This window comes from Terribacillus saccharophilus, from assembly GCF_046592895.1.
Classification (GTDB): domain Bacteria; phylum Bacillota; class Bacilli; order Bacillales; family Amphibacillaceae; genus Terribacillus; species Terribacillus saccharophilus_D.
Genome location: NZ_JAWVPU010000002.1, coordinates 657,953 through 674,514 on the forward strand (window position 1 = coordinate 657,953; position 16,562 = coordinate 674,514).

General features: G+C 43.6%; 15 protein-coding genes and 1 pseudogene. 4 read left to right on the plus strand and 12 right to left on the minus strand.

All coding sequences use genetic code 11. From position 1 onward, the window contains the following. Positions 1–3 precede the first annotated feature (3 nt). The 7 genes from hisIE to SFC66_RS09155 are packed head-to-tail and all read right to left on the minus strand — an operon-like array spanning position 4 to position 5,630. Complete coding sequence (hisIE, locus tag SFC66_RS09125; RefSeq protein WP_411218378.1) at positions 4–654, minus strand: bifunctional phosphoribosyl-AMP cyclohydrolase/phosphoribosyl-ATP diphosphatase HisIE; 651 nt, start codon at positions 652–654, stop codon at positions 4–6. Continuing rightward, positions 644–1,402 carry an imidazole glycerol phosphate synthase subunit HisF gene (gene hisF, locus SFC66_RS09130; protein WP_411218379.1) on the minus strand — a complete coding sequence of 253 codons (759 nt, stop codon included), beginning with the start codon at positions 1,400–1,402 and terminating at the stop codon, positions 644–646. Before hisF ends, hisIE begins: the two co-directional genes overlap by 11 nt. Beyond that, positions 1,399–2,022 carry an imidazole glycerol phosphate synthase subunit HisH gene (gene hisH / locus SFC66_RS09135; RefSeq protein WP_411218380.1) on the minus strand — a complete coding sequence of 208 codons (624 nt, stop codon included), beginning with the start codon at positions 2,020–2,022 and terminating at the stop codon, positions 1,399–1,401. The genes hisF and hisH overlap by 4 nt, the downstream gene beginning before the upstream one ends. After that, positions 2,019–2,606 (minus strand): imidazoleglycerol-phosphate dehydratase HisB, encoded by a 588-nt coding sequence (gene hisB / locus SFC66_RS09140; RefSeq protein ID WP_411218728.1) that lies wholly within the window; start codon positions 2,604–2,606, stop codon positions 2,019–2,021. The genes hisH and hisB overlap by 4 nt, the downstream gene beginning before the upstream one ends. Before the next feature lie 17 nt (positions 2,607–2,623). After that, on the minus strand, positions 2,624–3,898 hold the full coding sequence (gene hisD, locus SFC66_RS09145; protein ID WP_411218381.1) for a histidinol dehydrogenase: 1,275 nt from the start codon (positions 3,896–3,898) through the stop codon (positions 2,624–2,626). Continuing rightward, positions 3,898–4,515, minus strand: a complete 618-nt coding sequence (hisG, locus tag SFC66_RS09150) for an ATP phosphoribosyltransferase (RefSeq protein ID WP_411218382.1) — start codon at positions 4,513–4,515, stop codon at positions 3,898–3,900. Before hisG ends, hisD begins: the two co-directional genes overlap by 1 nt. Beyond that, positions 4,512–5,630, minus strand: coding sequence for an ATP phosphoribosyltransferase regulatory subunit (locus tag SFC66_RS09155; RefSeq protein WP_411218383.1), 1,119 nt, complete (start codon positions 5,628–5,630; stop codon positions 4,512–4,514). The genes hisG and SFC66_RS09155 overlap by 4 nt, the downstream gene beginning before the upstream one ends. Before the next feature lie 116 nt (positions 5,631–5,746). Here SFC66_RS09155 and hisJ point away from each other — a divergent pair, with 116 nt between their 5' ends. Next, positions 5,747–6,568, plus strand: a complete 822-nt coding sequence (gene hisJ / locus SFC66_RS09160; protein ID WP_411218384.1) for a histidinol-phosphatase HisJ — start codon at positions 5,747–5,749, stop codon at positions 6,566–6,568. Positions 6,569–6,904: 336 nt separating this feature from the next. Beyond that, complete coding sequence (gene hmpA / locus SFC66_RS09165) at positions 6,905–8,122, plus strand: NO-inducible flavohemoprotein (RefSeq protein WP_411218385.1); 1,218 nt, start codon at positions 6,905–6,907, stop codon at positions 8,120–8,122. Between the two features lie 212 nt (positions 8,123–8,334). On the opposite strand, the gene SFC66_RS09170 is transcribed toward hmpA, so the two are convergent. The 3 genes from SFC66_RS09170 to azlC all read right to left on the minus strand — a co-directional run bounded on the left by SFC66_RS09170 (position 8,335) and on the right by azlC (position 9,694). After that, on the minus strand, positions 8,335–8,481 hold the full coding sequence (locus SFC66_RS09170) for a hotdog domain-containing protein (protein ID WP_411218386.1): 147 nt from the start codon (positions 8,479–8,481) through the stop codon (positions 8,335–8,337). 185 nt (positions 8,482–8,666) lie between these two features. Beyond that, the gene (locus SFC66_RS09175; protein WP_411218387.1) at positions 8,667–8,993 is read right to left on the minus strand and encodes a branched-chain amino acid transporter permease; all 327 of its coding nucleotides are present in this window, start codon (positions 8,991–8,993) and stop codon (positions 8,667–8,669) included. Further along, positions 8,990–9,694, minus strand: a complete 705-nt coding sequence (gene azlC, locus SFC66_RS09180; RefSeq protein ID WP_411218388.1) for an azaleucine resistance protein AzlC — start codon at positions 9,692–9,694, stop codon at positions 8,990–8,992. The genes SFC66_RS09175 and azlC overlap by 4 nt, the downstream gene beginning before the upstream one ends. Before the next feature lie 198 nt (positions 9,695–9,892). Here azlC and SFC66_RS09185 point away from each other — a divergent pair. Beyond that, a pseudogene (locus SFC66_RS09185) lies at positions 9,893–11,285 on the plus strand (aminotransferase-like domain-containing protein). Positions 11,286–11,423: 138 nt separating this feature from the next. Here SFC66_RS09185 and SFC66_RS09190 read toward each other — a convergent pair. Both SFC66_RS09190 and SFC66_RS09195 read right to left on the minus strand, forming a co-directional pair. After that, a complete protein-coding gene (locus SFC66_RS09190; RefSeq protein ID WP_411218389.1) occupies positions 11,424–12,785 on the minus strand; it encodes an amino acid permease in 1,362 nt (453 codons plus the stop codon). Between the two features lie 332 nt (positions 12,786–13,117). Further along, complete coding sequence (locus tag SFC66_RS09195) at positions 13,118–14,749, minus strand: catalase (protein ID WP_411218390.1); 1,632 nt, start codon at positions 14,747–14,749, stop codon at positions 13,118–13,120. A gap of 404 nt (positions 14,750–15,153) precedes the next feature. On the opposite strand from SFC66_RS09195, the gene SFC66_RS09200 reads away from it, so the two are divergent. After that, a complete protein-coding gene (locus SFC66_RS09200) occupies positions 15,154–16,542 on the plus strand; it encodes an aminotransferase-like domain-containing protein (RefSeq protein WP_411218391.1) in 1,389 nt (462 codons plus the stop codon). The last annotated feature ends 20 nt before the right edge of the window (positions 16,543–16,562 follow it).

Sequence of the window (16,562 nt, forward strand, 5' to 3'; positions counted from 1 at the left end):
GCGTCACCACTCTTCAATCGGCGGACGCTCTCCTTTGTTATTGCCTTTTTTCTGAAACCGGCGGGATAATTCTGCTTCCACTTCCTGCAGGCTGACGCCTTGGTTGGCCAGCAGGACAAAGCTGTGATACAGCAGGTCACTAACTTCATTGACCAGTTCTTCCAGATCATCATTTTTGGCTGCAATCACCACTTCTCCTGCTTCTTCGATCACTTTCTTGCCGATCTTATCGACACCTTTGTTATACAAGTAGTTTGTATAGGAATTCTCTACAGGGTTCTTTTTCCGGTCTTCTGCTTCATCCATAACTGTCTTGAATATGTTTGCTTCTTCGTCTGCATCCCCCGTGATAGGTGTTTCATTGAAGAAACAGCTCACTTCTCCAGTGTGGCAGGCAGGTCCTTGCGGGATGACGCTGATCAATAATGTATCATTGTCACAATCAAGCTTCATGTCGACAACCTGCTGGGTATTGCCGGAGGTTGCGCCTTTATTCCAAAGCTCCTCTCGCGAGCGGGAATAAAACCACGTCTCTTTCGTTTCCACTGTGTTTTCGTATGCTTCTTCATTCATATAAGCAAGCATGAGTACTTGCTTTGTCTGGCTGTCCTGTACGATGGCAGGGACCAATCCTTTGCTGAAATCAGGCTTCACGAATTCGTACCCCTTCCTGTTGGCAACTATGCTTCACTTCTTCGATGCTGAACGTTTTATCGTGGAAAATGGATGCAGCAAGTGCAGCTGACACATCGGTTTCCTGGAATACTTCCGTTATATGCTCCGGACTGCCGCAGCCTCCGGAAGCAATGACAGGAATGCGGACTTCATCGACGATTGCTTTCGTGAGCGGCAAGTCATAGCCTGTTTTCACACCGTCGGCATCCATGCTTGTCAGCAGGATCTCCCCTGCTCCCCGTGCTTGGGCTTCCTTTGCCCATTCGATGGCATCAATGCCAGTATCTTGGCGACCGCCATGTGTGACCACATGCCAGCCATCGTCAAATCGCTTGGCATCAATGGCAACAACGATACACTGGGAACCGAACTTCTCAGCGCCTTTTGTGATGAGCTCCGGATCGTTGACCGCTGCCGAGTTGACGGCTACTTTATCTGCCCCAGCTTGCAGCATGGTCTTCATATCGTCAATCGTCCTGACGCCGCCCCCGACTGTGAAAGGCACGAATACATGTAAAGCCGTCTGGCGGACGATATCCATCATCGTTGCACGCCCTTCATGTGTTGCAGAAATATCAAGGAAGACAATTTCATCAGCGCCACTTTTTGAATAAGCCGCTGCCATGGCAACTGGATCGCCAAGTTCACGAAGCGAGACGAAATTTGTCCCCTTTACGACAGTGCCGTCCTTCACATCCAGGCATGGAATGATACGTTTTGCGATCATTTGCTTTCCTCCTCGCCATACGCTTGCTGACTGCTTTCGAATACACTCTGCAGTAAAAGCTGCCCGACCTTCTCGCTTTTTTCCGGATGGAATTGTATACCGCAAATACTGCCTTTTTGCACGATGGCTGGAATTTTTGTGCCATATTCCGTGCTGGCAACAATGTATTCTTCCGATGTGAACGCCTGATAGCTGTGCACAAAGTAAACATGCTTGCCGTTTTGTTCTGTGTAAGTCGGAAAGCTATCGCTCACTTCCAATGCATTCCATCCGATATGCGGAAGCAAATGACTTGTCTTGATTTTATCGATTGTTCCGGGAATGAGTCCCAATCCTTCCGTTTCGCCATGTTCGAAGCCTTTTTCGAATAATAGCTGCATGCCGACGCAGATACCGATGAATGGCTTATGCGCAGCCAAATCAACGAGCAGTTCACGCAAATTACGTCGCTCTATTTCTTGCATGGCAGCTCGGAATGAACCGACGCCCGGGAGGATGATATGCGTTGCTTGCTCGAATTCTCCTTTTTTGTCAGTCAGGATCGCTTCATATCCCAACTGTTTGCACGCATTGGCAACACTTGCGACATTGCCGACGCCGTAATCGACGATTGCGATCATTCGATCATCCCTTTCGTACTGTTGACACCTTTGATATCCGGATTCACTTTAATCGCAATAGCCAGTGATTGGCCAAGTCCTTTGAACAAGGATTCTGCTTTGTGATGTGTATTGGAGCCGTAATGAACTTTTGCGTGCAGCGTAACACCAGCATGGACGGAGAAAGCTTGGAAAAATTCCCGTACCAGCTCTGTATCGAAATTACCGAGCTTCGGATTCTCGAATTCTGCATCAAATACAAGGAAAGGACGACCGCTGATGTCCAATGCAACAAAGCCCAATGTTTCGTCCATCGGTACAAACGCATGCCCATAGCGATTGATAGCTTCTTTTGTACCAAGTGCTTCTTTCACAAGCTGCCCGAGCACAATGCCTGTATCCTCCACTGTATGGTGGCTATCGATATGTAAGTCTCCCTTGGCTTCGACTACAAGACCGATTCTGGCATGACTTGCAAACAGCGTCAGCATATGATCGAAGAATCCCACTCCTGTATTGATGGATATGTTGCTGTTATCGTCCAAGTTGACCTGCATCTTGATATCTGTTTCGAATGTTTTGCGTGTTTTTTCTGCTGTGCGCATCATTATATCCCCCTGTCTCATTTGAACCGGATATTGATAGAATCACCGTGTCCTGTCAGCTGTTCTTCCTCGGTCAGCTGTGTGATAGCCGTTTTGCTTTGCTGAAGTGCTTGTTTATCATAGTATGTGTAGGTTGTTTTTTTGATAAAGTCATCCACGCTGAGTCCGGATGAGAATCTGGCGGTGCCGTTTGTCGGCAGCACATGATTCGTTCCTCCGAAATAGTCACCGAGCGCTGTCGGAGCATAAGAACCAAGGAAAACGGAGCCAGCGTGTTTGATTTTGCCCAAGGTTGCCAGCGGGTCGGCTGTCTGGATTTCCAAATGTTCCGGAGCGAAAGCATTGGACAGCTCAAAACTTTCTTCTGCGGATTCAGTTAAGACAAGCGCGCTATCACCATGGATTGCTTCGGCTGCAATTGCTTTACGGGGCAGCTGTTCCAGCTGATCTTGCAGCTCTTTTTCCACCGCTGCAATCAATGACTCGCTATCTGTCAGCAGCACAACTCTCGCATTCTCGTCATGCTCAGCCTGTGCCAGTAAATCAGCGGCGATATAACTAGCATCCGCTGTTTCATCAGCAATGATTGCCACTTCGGATGGACCTGCAATCATATCTATTCCTACTTGGCCGAATACTAACATCTTCGCTGCTGCAACAAACGCATTACCTGGACCAACAATCTTGTCGACTGGAGCAATTGTTTCCGTTCCATATGCCAAAGCCCCGATTGCCTGCGCACCGCCGATTTTATATATTTTATCCACACCGGCTATTTCCGCTGCGGCCACTAAAACCGGGGCGATCTCTCCGTCATCCTTTACAGGCGTTACCATGATGATTTCTTTCACACCTGCCAATCGCGCTGGAATAGCGTTCATCAGTATGGTCGATGGATAAACGGCCTTGCCGCCTGGTACGTAAATACCGATTCTTTCCATCGGTAGAACAAGCTGACCAAGCTGTTTGCCCTCTTCTGCCACCATGATGCGGGAAGTCATGACTTGTTTCTCATGAAACGCCGAGATATTGGCTGCTGCCTGCTGTAAGGCTGTCACCGTTTCAGGAGCCACCTTTTCGTTTGCCGCTACAATTTCCGCATTCGAGACAAGCAGCTGTTCCGTTGATGTACCATCGAATTGCTCGGTATATTTCCTGACAGCTTGATCACCCTTCAACCGGACATCTTGCAAAATAGCTGCTGCCGATTGCAGCACATCCGGGTCGAAGCCACTATCAGCTTTTCGGGTGCAAAACTGTTCCAGGAATTGTTTGCTTGAAAGTTTCTTCATTACTGTCCCACCTCTTGCTGCAATGTAGATAGATAGGGCTGCAGGATATTACGCTTCATTTTCAATGAAGAACGATTGGCAATGACCCTGGCAGTGAAGTGCTGGATATCTTCGATCACTTCCAACCCATTCTCTTTCAATGTCGTGCCTGTTTCCACTATATCGACAATGGCATCTGCCAATCCCAGCAGCGGCGCCAATTCCACGGATCCTTCCAGCTTGATGATATCGACCGATTCCCCTTTTTCCAAGTAATACTGCTTCGTGATATTCGTGTACTTGCTGGCGATTCGTTTCTTCCGATCCGGCCAAACTTTGTCCTTCTCAGCAGCAACCGCCATCTTACAGGCCCCGAACGGCAATGGGAAAAGATTGAATACATCCGGCTTGAATTCAGCAATGATGTCTTCCCCAACGATACCAAGGTCAGCAATACCATGCTCTACATAAGTCGTCACATCCACGCCTTTTGCGAAGAAATACGTCGCCTGATTTGTTTCAACACTCAATTTGCGTCCTTTTTCTTTCAATGGTGTGCTATCGATGCCGCGTGCTTCCAAATATGCAAGGAATTGCTTCTCCACTCTTCCTTTCGTCAATGCGATGACAGGTTTCATTTCTCGACCACCTCATATCCTTTTCCGCTCTGAACCACTTGATAAACGCGATCATAATTCCCAGCAGTTTCTTCTATCCTGACATCAACGACAGCATCAGGGTATTTACAACGCAGTGCTTCCGCTGCAATCAGACCGTGCTCATCCGTCAGCAAGCAAATGCGCTCTTGTTCCTGAGACGCCGGCACTGCTGCTGCAAGTACATCCATATCGAATGCCAGTCCGACCGCGCTCATCCTGCCGCCAAATTGTTCATACAGTTCATCATATCTGCCTCCTGAGAAGCATTCCGCGCCGCTTTCAGCAAGGAATCCCCTGAACATGGCGCCATTGTAATATGGAAGCTGCTTTACGCGGCCAAGGTCGACGATGACATCCTGACCAAGCTCTTCCAAGGCAGCTGCCAACTGCTGCAGCTCTTGAATGACAGACAATAATTCAGTGTTATTTTTCCATGCCTTCCCGAATTTATCTAAAATGGCTGTTCCACCGAATGCGTCTGCTAATTCAGCTACAGATCGAGCTGTCTGTTCATCTCCGGCTTCTCTAACGAGACGATACACTTCATCCTTGCGTTTGTCGTGCATCGCCTGCCTGACTTGGGAAGCTATTACGTCATCAAGCTCCAAGGAAGCAATGAATGTTTCGAAGATCTCTGTATGACCAAGCTCAATGCTGTACTGCTTCAATTCTAGTTCCCGCAGGAAACGGACAGCTGTAAACAAACTCTCATACTCTCCGTAAAGACCAGGAGTCCGGATGATTTCGATCCCTGCCTGATGGCTCTCGACACCTGCGTGATCTTTTTTGAAGACGGATCCGGCATAAGCCCATTTCTGCTGATCTGACTGCTGATTGGCAAGTGCTCGAGCAACGGCAATCGTCCAATCCGGACGCAATACCTCGATCTCCCCTTCTTCATCGAACCATTTCAGCATCTTTTTCAGTGTCATACCGGCATATGGATTGGTAAAAGTTGTGCTATACTCAATCACAGGTGTTTCAATCGCTTGATAATTTCGTAAATTCACGACAGACTGGAACTTTTCATATATAGCGACACGATTGACGAGCTGCCGACCCGTCAAATCACGGCTTCCTGCTGGTAAGAACATCTATAAACCTCCGATTCCCTCTTTATCATTCTACCACTTTACTTAGATAAAGGATTTCTGTTGAATAGAATGTAACATAATGAGATACTAACGTCAACACTAATGAAAGGAGCAACATGATGATAGGAGATTTTCACGTACATACCCAGTATTGCCAACATGGCGCAAATGATAGAATGGAAGCCTATGTGCTGCAGGCAATCAAAAAAGGATTCACGCATTTATCATTCACAGAACATGCACCGCTTCCGGAAAGTTTTATTGATCCCGCCCCGGGCCGTGACAGCGCCATGGACAGGAACGCTGTGGAAGCTTATGTAATGGAAGGAAAAGCGCTGCAAGCACAATACAAAAACGACTTACAGATTAAGATTGGCTTTGAAGTTGATTATATCAGAGGCTTCGAACAAGAAACACAAACTTTCCTCGATACGTACGGCGCGGAGATGGATGATGGTATCCTTTCTGTTCATATGCTGCAAGCACCAAATGAAGCTTACTTTTGCATTGATTACAGTAAAGAAGAATTTGGTCGTGCTGCAGACGAATTTGGTGGCTTGTTATCATTATATAAAGCATATTATGACAATCTAATAGCCTCCATCGAAGCTGAACTTGGTTCTTTTAAGCCAAGTAGGATTGGCCATATGACACTCGTCCAGAAGTTTCAGCTTGCTTATCCCCAACCTGCTGACTTTTCAAAAGAACAACAGTACATCCTGGAGCTTATCAAGGAAAAAGGATATGAACTCGATGTGAATACTGCTGGACTGTCCAAGCCTTTTTGCAAGGAAATCTATCCTTCTCCACAGCTAATAGAAAAAGCTGTACAGCTTGATATTCCGCTTGTTCCTGGTTCCGACAGCCATGCTGCATCAAGTATTGGAAAAGCTTTTGAAGAACTGTCTGCTTACCCTCTCACACTGCCACGTAAATAGGTACGATAAAACAGCTGCTGCAGCATCGTTGCAAGCAGCTGTTCTCATCTGGAACAAGAATAACATCTTTTCTGGACTTTCCTCCGATTTGGGACATTACAAATCCACTGCAAATTGACTGCGGTTAGAATAGCATAATGACAGACATGTACAAGGAAAGAAAGATGCAAGGTTATTATAGAATCCGCCAATTCAACTTTCACAAATATCCTCTCCCTTTCTGCTTTTTGGCTAAACGAATTCCATCTTCTTCTCAGTGATACAGCATAAAACTGCATATACCGCCATGATTCGGGCATCGTAAGGCTTAGACAAGACGCAAGGGAGAAATTACATATGTTAAATGATGAAACCATTAAAATCGTTCAATCAACTGCCCCTGTGTTGAAAGAACATAGCAAACAAATTGGTATAACATTTTATCGTTTGTTATTTGATAAGGCACCGGAACTGTACAATCTCTTCAATCAGACAAATCAAAAAAGAGGTCTTCAGCAAGAAGCTTTAGGCTATGCCGTCTATGCAGCGGGCGAGCATATTACGGATTTGAGTGCCCTGAATCCGGTAATTGAAAGAATATGCCATAAACACAGAGCAATCGGCATCATGCCTGAGCAGTATCCCATCGTCGGGGAGACACTTCTTCAGGCTGTTAAAGTGGTGTTGGGAGATGCTGCTACAGATGAAATTCTTGATGCTTGGGGACAGGCTTATGGTTATATCTCGGAAGCCTTCATCAGTTTGGAGAAAAAGCTGTATGATGAAACGGAGAAGCAACATGGCGGATGGAGCGGTTATCGTGATTTCTACATTGATCACAAAGTAAAAGAAACGGATGAAATTACATCTTTTTATTTAAAGCCAAAAGACGGAAAAGAGATAGCCACTTATAAGCCCGGGCAGTACTTAACGATAAAAGCTGCTGTACCAGGCGAACAATATACGCATGTTCGGCACTATAGTATTTCAGACTCCCCAAATAAAGAATATTACCGGATAAGCGTCAAACGGGAAGACCGCAATGAAGATGGACCCGCCGGTATTGTATCGAACTTTCTTCATGAAAATAATAGCAAAGGTGGCACATTTGCTATTTCAGCACCAGCAGGTGATTTTGTCCTGAAGGAGAATGATCGTCCGATTGTTTTTATCAGCGGAGGCATTGGCGTGACGCCAATGATGAGTATGCTAAACACTCTGATGGAAAACAAAGATGACCGTCAGATCACCTTTGTTCATGCTGCTGCCAATAGTGAGACCCATGCATTCAAAGAACATGTTGAAACATTGACAGAAAAGAACTCCAATCTGGACACTGTCATCTGTTATAGCATGCCGACAGATCAGGATCTCTCCCAACGAAATTTTGACAAAGAAGGATTTATAAACAAAGAATTAATAAGTTCCATCTCCTATGTGAAGGATGCAGAGATTTATTTTTGCGGTTCCATACCTTTCATGCAAGCAATAAATCATAGTTTGGAACAACTCAAAATACCGATGGAACAGATAAACTATGAGGTATTCAACCCTATTGCCATGTTAGATGAGTGATGCCAGCAGGTAATCATGACTATAAAATACGTCCAAAATGATGGGCGTATTTTTTGATTTAACGACAATAACTCCAATACGGGTATCTAACCTTATGTCCTATCCCTTCATACTTTCAATGAAATACTGATTCTTTGCGTAAGACACTGCTTCCATGTTAGCCACGTATTCAGTTCCATACAAAATATCAATCCGGTAATGCTCGAAGTTCTTTAGCCTGAGCGACAAGATTGTCTCCAGGCCTCGTGTGTTGCGATGAATTGTATCGTTATCGATAGTCCCAGCGTCACTCTTCCGTAAGCATTGCATGCTGCTGAGAAAGCATGATCTGCCAAGGCATAAAGAACTGCGCCATGCACCGTTCCACCATTCTACATATGCGGCTGGATGATCAATGCAGCTTCTGCATTTCCTGGACCAAATTGTGTAAGCTCAATTCCAAGTGATCAGGCATAGGTATCAACCTTCACTTGTTTAAGGATTTCATCATGATGCCAGATAGATCTGCAATCAATCACCTTCTTCAAAATTATCCCTCTCTTTTTTAAAATACGAGCTGGACTAAGAGCATATAAACAACAGTCCCACCCAACATGGAAAGCAGCATGTTTTTCTTCCAAAGATGCAAACCCAATACTGCTGCGACACCGATCAATTCGGGTAAGCCGTGGCTACCGAATACTATGTTCACATCTTTAAGGCTGTATATGACCAATAGCCCAATTACAGCAGACGGAAGGACCTTGCCAAGATACTTGATATATCTGGGTGTCTCTTTACCAGCCGGAAAGATCAGGAATGGAAGAAATCTAGTCAGCAAAGTGCCTAGTACGACCATGCCGATAGTTACGATTTGCTGTATGATTGTCATGCTGCATCCGCCTCCGATTTTTCCATTGGTTTTTTCAAGACTGAAAGGATGATCAACATCAGCAGCATCGCCGGGATGATGAAATGATCCCCTCCGAAAACAAGCAAGCAGATCAACGAAACCGTCAAGCCGATCGTTGCGCTAGTATGGTTCTTCTCCTTTTGCCATTGCTCCAAGAAGATGACGAGGAATAACGCTGTCATGACAAATTCTAATCCTTCGGTATTGAAAGCAACCAAAGAACCGAATATACCGCCAATGGCTGCACCAATCACCCAGTAAGCATGATTCAGCAAGGTTACGAAAAACATGAACCATCCTCTATCGACCCCTTGAGGGACCTTAACCGTATAATTGATCGAAAAAGACTCATCACATAATCCATAAATGAGATAAATGCTTTTCTTCCCGACTGCCCTGTATTTCTCCAGCATGGAAAGGCTATAAAAGAGATGGCGAGCATTGATCATGATAGTCATCAGCAGTGCACTTAATGGATTGAATGATGCCAATAGCATATTTGCTGCCACGAATTCCATCGACCCGGCAAAGATGAACAGACTCATCAAGATAGGATAGATGGCATGAAATCCTAGTGAATTCATGAAAATGCCATACGCAATTCCAAGAAAAGTGAATCCGGCAAAAATGGGTAAAGTATACGGAAAAGCAGTTTTGAAGGCCGTCCTTTTTTTCTTCATACATATCACATCCTGCAAATTAGTTTTATATGCATAAAGTTATAACATACAAAAACCATACAATGAACAAAAGAATTGTATGGATTACAATACTTCCATCCACCAATTTAAGCATCAAAAAAGGATAATCTCATTTGTAACATGATATAATCCATACAATCTTAAAAACCAAAACGGTAACAGATAGGGGTTTTTGACATGCCAGTGAATTCTATTTGAGAACTACCCGATGTCATGGAAGCCGGATAAGAAATCCTTGAAACGACCTTTTTATCGTTCCATCGCATTGCAGTTGGAAAGTGATATAAATAGCGGATCGCTGCTTCCAGGCACGAAATTACCGCCACAGCGTGAATTAGCTGATTTTCTGGATCTCAATTTCACTACCATTACACGTGCATACAAGGAATGCGAGCTTAAAGGGCTCATTTATGCCGTAACAGGACGTGGTACCTTTGTAGCAGCAAATGCTGCACGATCCATAACAATATCCAGAAATCCTGAAAAAGATATGATAGACCTTGGATTTGCAGCCTCCTTCGAGGAGACTAATAACATTGTTGCGAATACAGTTCAACAAGTTCTATCGAAACCTTATCTGGGAAAGCTTTTGAATTATAATGACCCCTCAGGAATGCCTCATCATAAGACAGCAGCTCAAAACTGGATGGAAAATATCGGAATTCATGCATCAACCGAGCATATTGCGATTGTTTCTGGTGCACAAAATGCATTGACTATAGGATTGACGGCTTTATTCGAACCTGGTAATAGAATCGCCACAGATACTCATACCTACTCGAACTTCATTGAATTGGCAAAGCTTTTACATATTCAGTTAGTGCCTATCGACGGAGATGAGGATGGTATGCTGCCTGGTGAACTTGAGAAACAGTGCCGTCAAACGAATATACATGGCATTTTCCTTATGCCCTCTTGCAGTAATCCGACAACAACTATAATGTCGCACACACGGAAAGTTACATTAGCTGAAATCATCAAAAAACATCGTTTGATCTTAATTGAAGATGATATCCATGCATTTTTTACAGCAGGAGTAATTCCGGATTATAAAGAGCCCATCTACAATTTAATACCTGATCAAACACTTTATATTTGCAGTACATCCAAGACAATCTGCTCTGGCTTGCGGGTGGCTTATATTGTTTTCGGGGAGATAATGAGGGAAAAGATCCTAAGATCCGTGTATAACATCAATGTTAAAACATCTTCCCTAGATGCAGAAATAATCACTGAGCTGATTCAATCGGGAACAGCTGCCGAAATCATTTCAAGGAAGAAGCAACTTGCACAGAAAGCAAATCAGATTTTCGATGAATTGATCCATACTGATACCAACAATGTTCATCCGCTTAGTTTTTATCGATGGATGGAAACACAAAAGTCACTGGAAGGTTACAAATTGGAAGCTGATTTGAAGCATAAAGGCGTCTTTGTTTTTCACTCCGATCGTTTTCGCATTGGGCAAGAGTCAGAGAAGAAGTTTCTACGAATTGCTTTGTCTTCTGCAAGTTCTTTTGAGGAATTGCGTACAGGTTTAGCTATAATAAAAGATTATATCGAAAACTGAAAAGCATGATTGGCGCACTACTTAGCTTACTTAAATGACATTGCATCCAGAAAGATAAAAAAGAAACCTGAACTTATGCAAGTCCTTCGCAGAGGATTTACACTTTAGTTCAGGTTCCATCATACTAAGAAGCTTTTATCATTTTTTCTTCAGCTTGTATCCTATTATCAGAATCAGTATCCAGATTGGCATTATATACAGAGCCAAACGATAATCCGGAATGAAACCAATGATGACAATCACTGCGATAAGGAAAAACAATACAACATAATTGGAGATGGGATACAACGGCAGTTTAAAAGATAACTTGCTTGCTGCTTCCTTTCCGATCCGCTTCCGGAATGCTAAGTGAATGATGATGATCATGCTCCAGTTGATCAGTCCCGCGACCGTTGCAGTTGCCATCACATAGCCGAATACTTTTTCCGGCATCAGGAAGTTGATGATAACAGCGATACCTGCTACGCCTGATGAGAACAAAATCGCTGGTACTGGTGCACCTGTCCGCTTGCCGATATGCTGCAGGAAACGTGGTGCATTACCTTGTTTCGCCAAGGAATGAAGCATGCGGCCATTGCTGTACAAACTGCTATTATGCGCCGATACAGCTGCGGTCAATACAACCAGATTCAAAATTCCAGCTGCTGCTGGTATTCCGACGCCATCAAGTATTTGGACAAATGGACTGCTTTCCCCGTCTATTTGATTCCACGGGAAGATAGCGGTGATTACAATCATGGTACCTACATAGAAAATCAAGATGCGGTAAACAACTTGATTGATTGCTTTGGGGATTGTCTTTTTAGGTGATTCAACTTCACCGGCGGTTATCCCTACCAGTTCGACTCCGCCGAAGCTGAACATTACCGGTACAAGTGACAGAAGAACCCCTACCATCCCGTTCGGCATGAAACCTCCTTCATCGAATAGATTGGAGAAACCTGTTGGCACACCATTATTCCCTATACCTGTGAAGATGATCATAAAGCCTAGAATGATCATGCCGATGATAGCAATCACTTTAATGAGTGCAAAATAAAATTCAAATTCCCCATACAGCTTGACGCTCAATAAATTTATGCAAGTAATGATGATAAGTAATCCAAATGCAGTCAGCCAAGTCGGCACTTCCGGAAACCAATACTGGACGTAAATGCCAACGACCGTCAGTTCAGCCATTGTCACTGCCACATAATTGAACCAGTAATTCCATCCGGAGAAGAATCCGAAAAAGCCTCCCAAGTTTTCATAAGCATAATAACTGATGGATCCTGAGTTTGGCGTATCAACAGAAAGCTCACCCAAGGCCCGCATGATAAAGAAAATCATCAAACCGCCTGCCAAATAAGCTAGCGGAATTGCTGGTCCTGCCAGTCCGATGGAAGATGCTGAACCATAAAATAAGCCGGTACCAATTGCTCCCCCCAGTGCAATCATCTGCACATGGCGGTTTTTCAAACCTCTTTGTAAATCATTTGAAGACCGATTGTTTCTTTCCATATTACCCTCCCTTGCTGCCTATTTTACCTACATTGTTCTAATTTGATTTAATACAGACCTAATCAATAAGCTATACAGCTTTTACATGTAAAAATAAAGTAGAGTAAAATGCGAGCTATATAATATGTTATATCAAATGGACTTGATGATAAACCTGTAAAGATGAATCGCTTAATAATTTTTGTTGTGAAGGCTGTAATAAGTATAAAAAACAAACATTATATGTAATGCTTATCGGCTGCTTCTCTCACGCACTCTAAAACCATCGCCAACCGTCTTTTCCAGAATACAAAAAAGCTGTCATGACTGACAGCCTTTTGTATACGCATTTCTTAATATTCGTCCGATTTACGGCTTTTTTCCACAGCCTCATCCGTTGCTTCATTAGCTGCCAATGAGCCTTGGCCGAATTTCGTTTTACCTGCTTCACGTCCTGGAAGCTGGTTTTCTTCTTTATTTTCTTTGATTTCTTTCAGTTTTGCTTCTAAGCCTTCTTTCACACGGCGGCCATAATCTTCATCGGCTTGTGTGAAGTGTTCAATCATTGCATCTTGAATGGATTCATCACATACAGCTAATGCGTTGGATAAGTTATTGATCAACTCATCGCGTTCCCAGTCCTCGAAATTGCGATACGTTTCGCCTGCTTGTCCATAGTTATTCGGACGGTCGATCGGTGCAGTCATTGCCGCTGCGTTATACGTTGGACGATGCTGCGGTCGATCTGACTTATCCGCTTCTTGTAAGCCGCCAAGCATGGATGGTTCATAATTGATATGCGGATTATCACCGGACTCTTTCGGGTCACGGAAGTCCATCTGACCACGATGCTGGTTTGAATGGACTTGTGTCTTTGGTGCATTGACCGGTAATTTCAAGTAGTTGGCACCTACGCGGTAGCGCTGCGTGTCGGAATAAGAGAAAGTACGGCCTTGAAGCATTTTGTCATCGGAAAAGTCCATTCCATCGACGAGTACTCCTGTGCCGAATGCAGCTTGCTCAATTTCAGCATGATAATCGACTGGATTACGATCAAGGACCATTCTCCCAACCGGAAGCCATGGGAATTTATCTTCCGGCCACAGTTTTGTATCATCAAGAGGATCGAAGTCCAGTTCTTCATGATAATCATCTTCCATGATTTGAACAAATAATTCCCATTCCGGGTAATCCCCTTGCTCTATTGCCTCATACAAGTCTTGCGTGGCATGACTCGTGTTTTTTCCTTGGATATAATTAGCTTCTTCCTGGGTCAGATTCCGGATGCCTTGCTTCGGTTCCCAGTGGTACTTAATCAGGACGGCTTCTCCCTTGTCATTTACCCATTTATACGTATTAACACCTGAACCTTGCATATGGCGGTATGTCGCCGGTATGCCATATGGCGAGAACAGGAATGTAATCATATGCGTTGCTTCCGGGGAACGTGAAACAAAGTCGAACATGCGCTGCGGATTCGGAACGTTTGAAGCCGGATCAGCTTTGAACGCATGAATCATGTCCGGGAACTTCATTGCATCACGGATAAAGAAAATCTTGAGGTTGTTCCCAACCAAGTCCCAGTTTCCATCTTCTGTGTACATTTTCACAGCAAATCCGCGGGGATCCCGTTCTGTTTCAGGAGAGTCTTTCGAGCCAGCTACTGTAGAAAAACGAACCATCAAAGGTGTTTTCTTACCTGCACCGGAAAAAACTTTTGCCCGTGTGTACTTTTCTACAGGCTCATCCCCGACTTTTCCGTACGTTTCGAAGTACCCAAATGCACCGGCGCCTCTTGCATGTACAACACGCTCTGGCACCTCTTCCCGATCAAAATGGGAAATTTTTTCGATAAAATGATAATTCTCCAGTGTTGCCGGTCCGCGGTCACCAATCGTACGGATATTCTGATTATCCGTTACTGGATGTCCTTGTCTTGTCGTTAACGTTTTTCGCTCAATATTTTTATCGTGTTTATCTGCCAATTTGGTGTACCTCCTTAAATTATTCGAAATTATTTTAACATTCTAATTTAACGACTTCAATTATTATACCCATTAATTAATAAAAGTTATTTAATTGTAATTATTAAAATCTGAAGAAGTGCCATTTTCATTTCACTTACTACCATGTTTCTATACAATTACACAGTTTTCCTTGCTTTGGAACCATTAAAAGTTTTCCCTTTTTCAAATGGAATTAAACGTTTGAAAATAAGTATCAAATCACAGGAATATTCTTACCAGATGAACAATGCTTATGCGTTTATATCGAAGTAAAAGATATGACTTTAAAGTAACCTCATTTACGATTGAACCTGGACGAATAATATAGATATAATTGATTGAATGAACTGTATATATTAACTGTGTCAAGAAGGATGCGAATTATGCCGATTAATTCTTTTGAAAATTACCATATGAGCTGGAAACCTTTACTCGATAAAACCAAGAAACCTATTTATCAAGCCATTGCCGAACAATTGGAACTGGACATAACCAATGGAGTTTTGTTACCCGGAACAAAACTCCCTCCCCAAAGGGAACTGGCTGATTATCTTGATCTAAATGTAAGTACCATTTCAAAAGCCTTCAAATTCTGTGAAATGAAGGGATTAGTCAGTGCCTCAGTTGGAAGCGGTACTTTTGTATCGTATGATGCTTTATCGAATGCTTATCTACTTGAAGAAACAAAACCAGGGCATCTAATCGAAATGGGAGCAACACTTCCGGATGACACTTCTTATGAGCCGCTTGTGCTTCAGCTTAAAAGCATGCTGCAAGAAGCGGATTACGCAAAGTGGTTCAGCTATGGTCGGCCAGGTGAAGTTCTGTGGCAAAAAGATGCCGCAGTAAAACTGATTGGAAGAAGCGGATTTGACACCTCTGTTGAAAATATCTTATTTGCAAATGGCGGGCAAAATGCGATTGCAGCTGTGTTGGCCAGTCTTTGCAAACCTGGAGATCGCATTGGTGTTGATCTGCATACATACCCGGGTTTAAAAACAGTTTCTTCCATGCTGAGCATCCAAATCGTACCTATAAAAGCACAGCATTACGAGATGAGTCCGGAGTCACTTGAATATGCTTATAAAAACGAAAACATAAAAGGTGTTTATTTGATTCCGGATTATCACAACCCTACAGCCTCCTTCCTTTCTCTTGAAAAACGTAAAAGAATTGCGGAGATAGCTAAAAAGTATAACTTGTTTGTTATCGAAGATGCCTCGTACCATCTTCTTGGCAAGGATCCTTTGCCAGCACTTGCTTCTTTTGCACCGGAGCAAGTCATCCATATAGCGAGTTTATCGAAATCATTAGCTCCAGGACTGCGGCTAGCTTATGTCGCTGCACCAAGTAAATTCAAGGAGTTGATAGCAAGAGCACTGTACAATTTGAATATAACTGTTTCACCGCTGCTGGCAGAACTCACTGCTCGTACGATTGTATCCAATCAGTTTGAAACTTTGATTGAGGATCACCGCAAAGAAACCATTCGGAGAAACAGGATTGTAGATATGTATTTAAAGAACTACACCTGTTTAGGTACGGAGACAGGCATCTTTCGCTGGCTGCTATTACCAGGCACTATGACTGGTGCTGCTTTTGAAACATTAGCAGCACAAAAAGGTGTGCAGGTGTATGGAGCAGACCGTTTTGCTGTTGGCAACAGCTCCCCGGAAAGAGCTGTAAGGATAGCTGTTTGTGCACCCGATACCATCGAAGAGCTAGAGCAAGGATTAATTATCCTTAAACAACTTCTGGATAAAATCAAGTAATATTGTCTGCCATACGATTA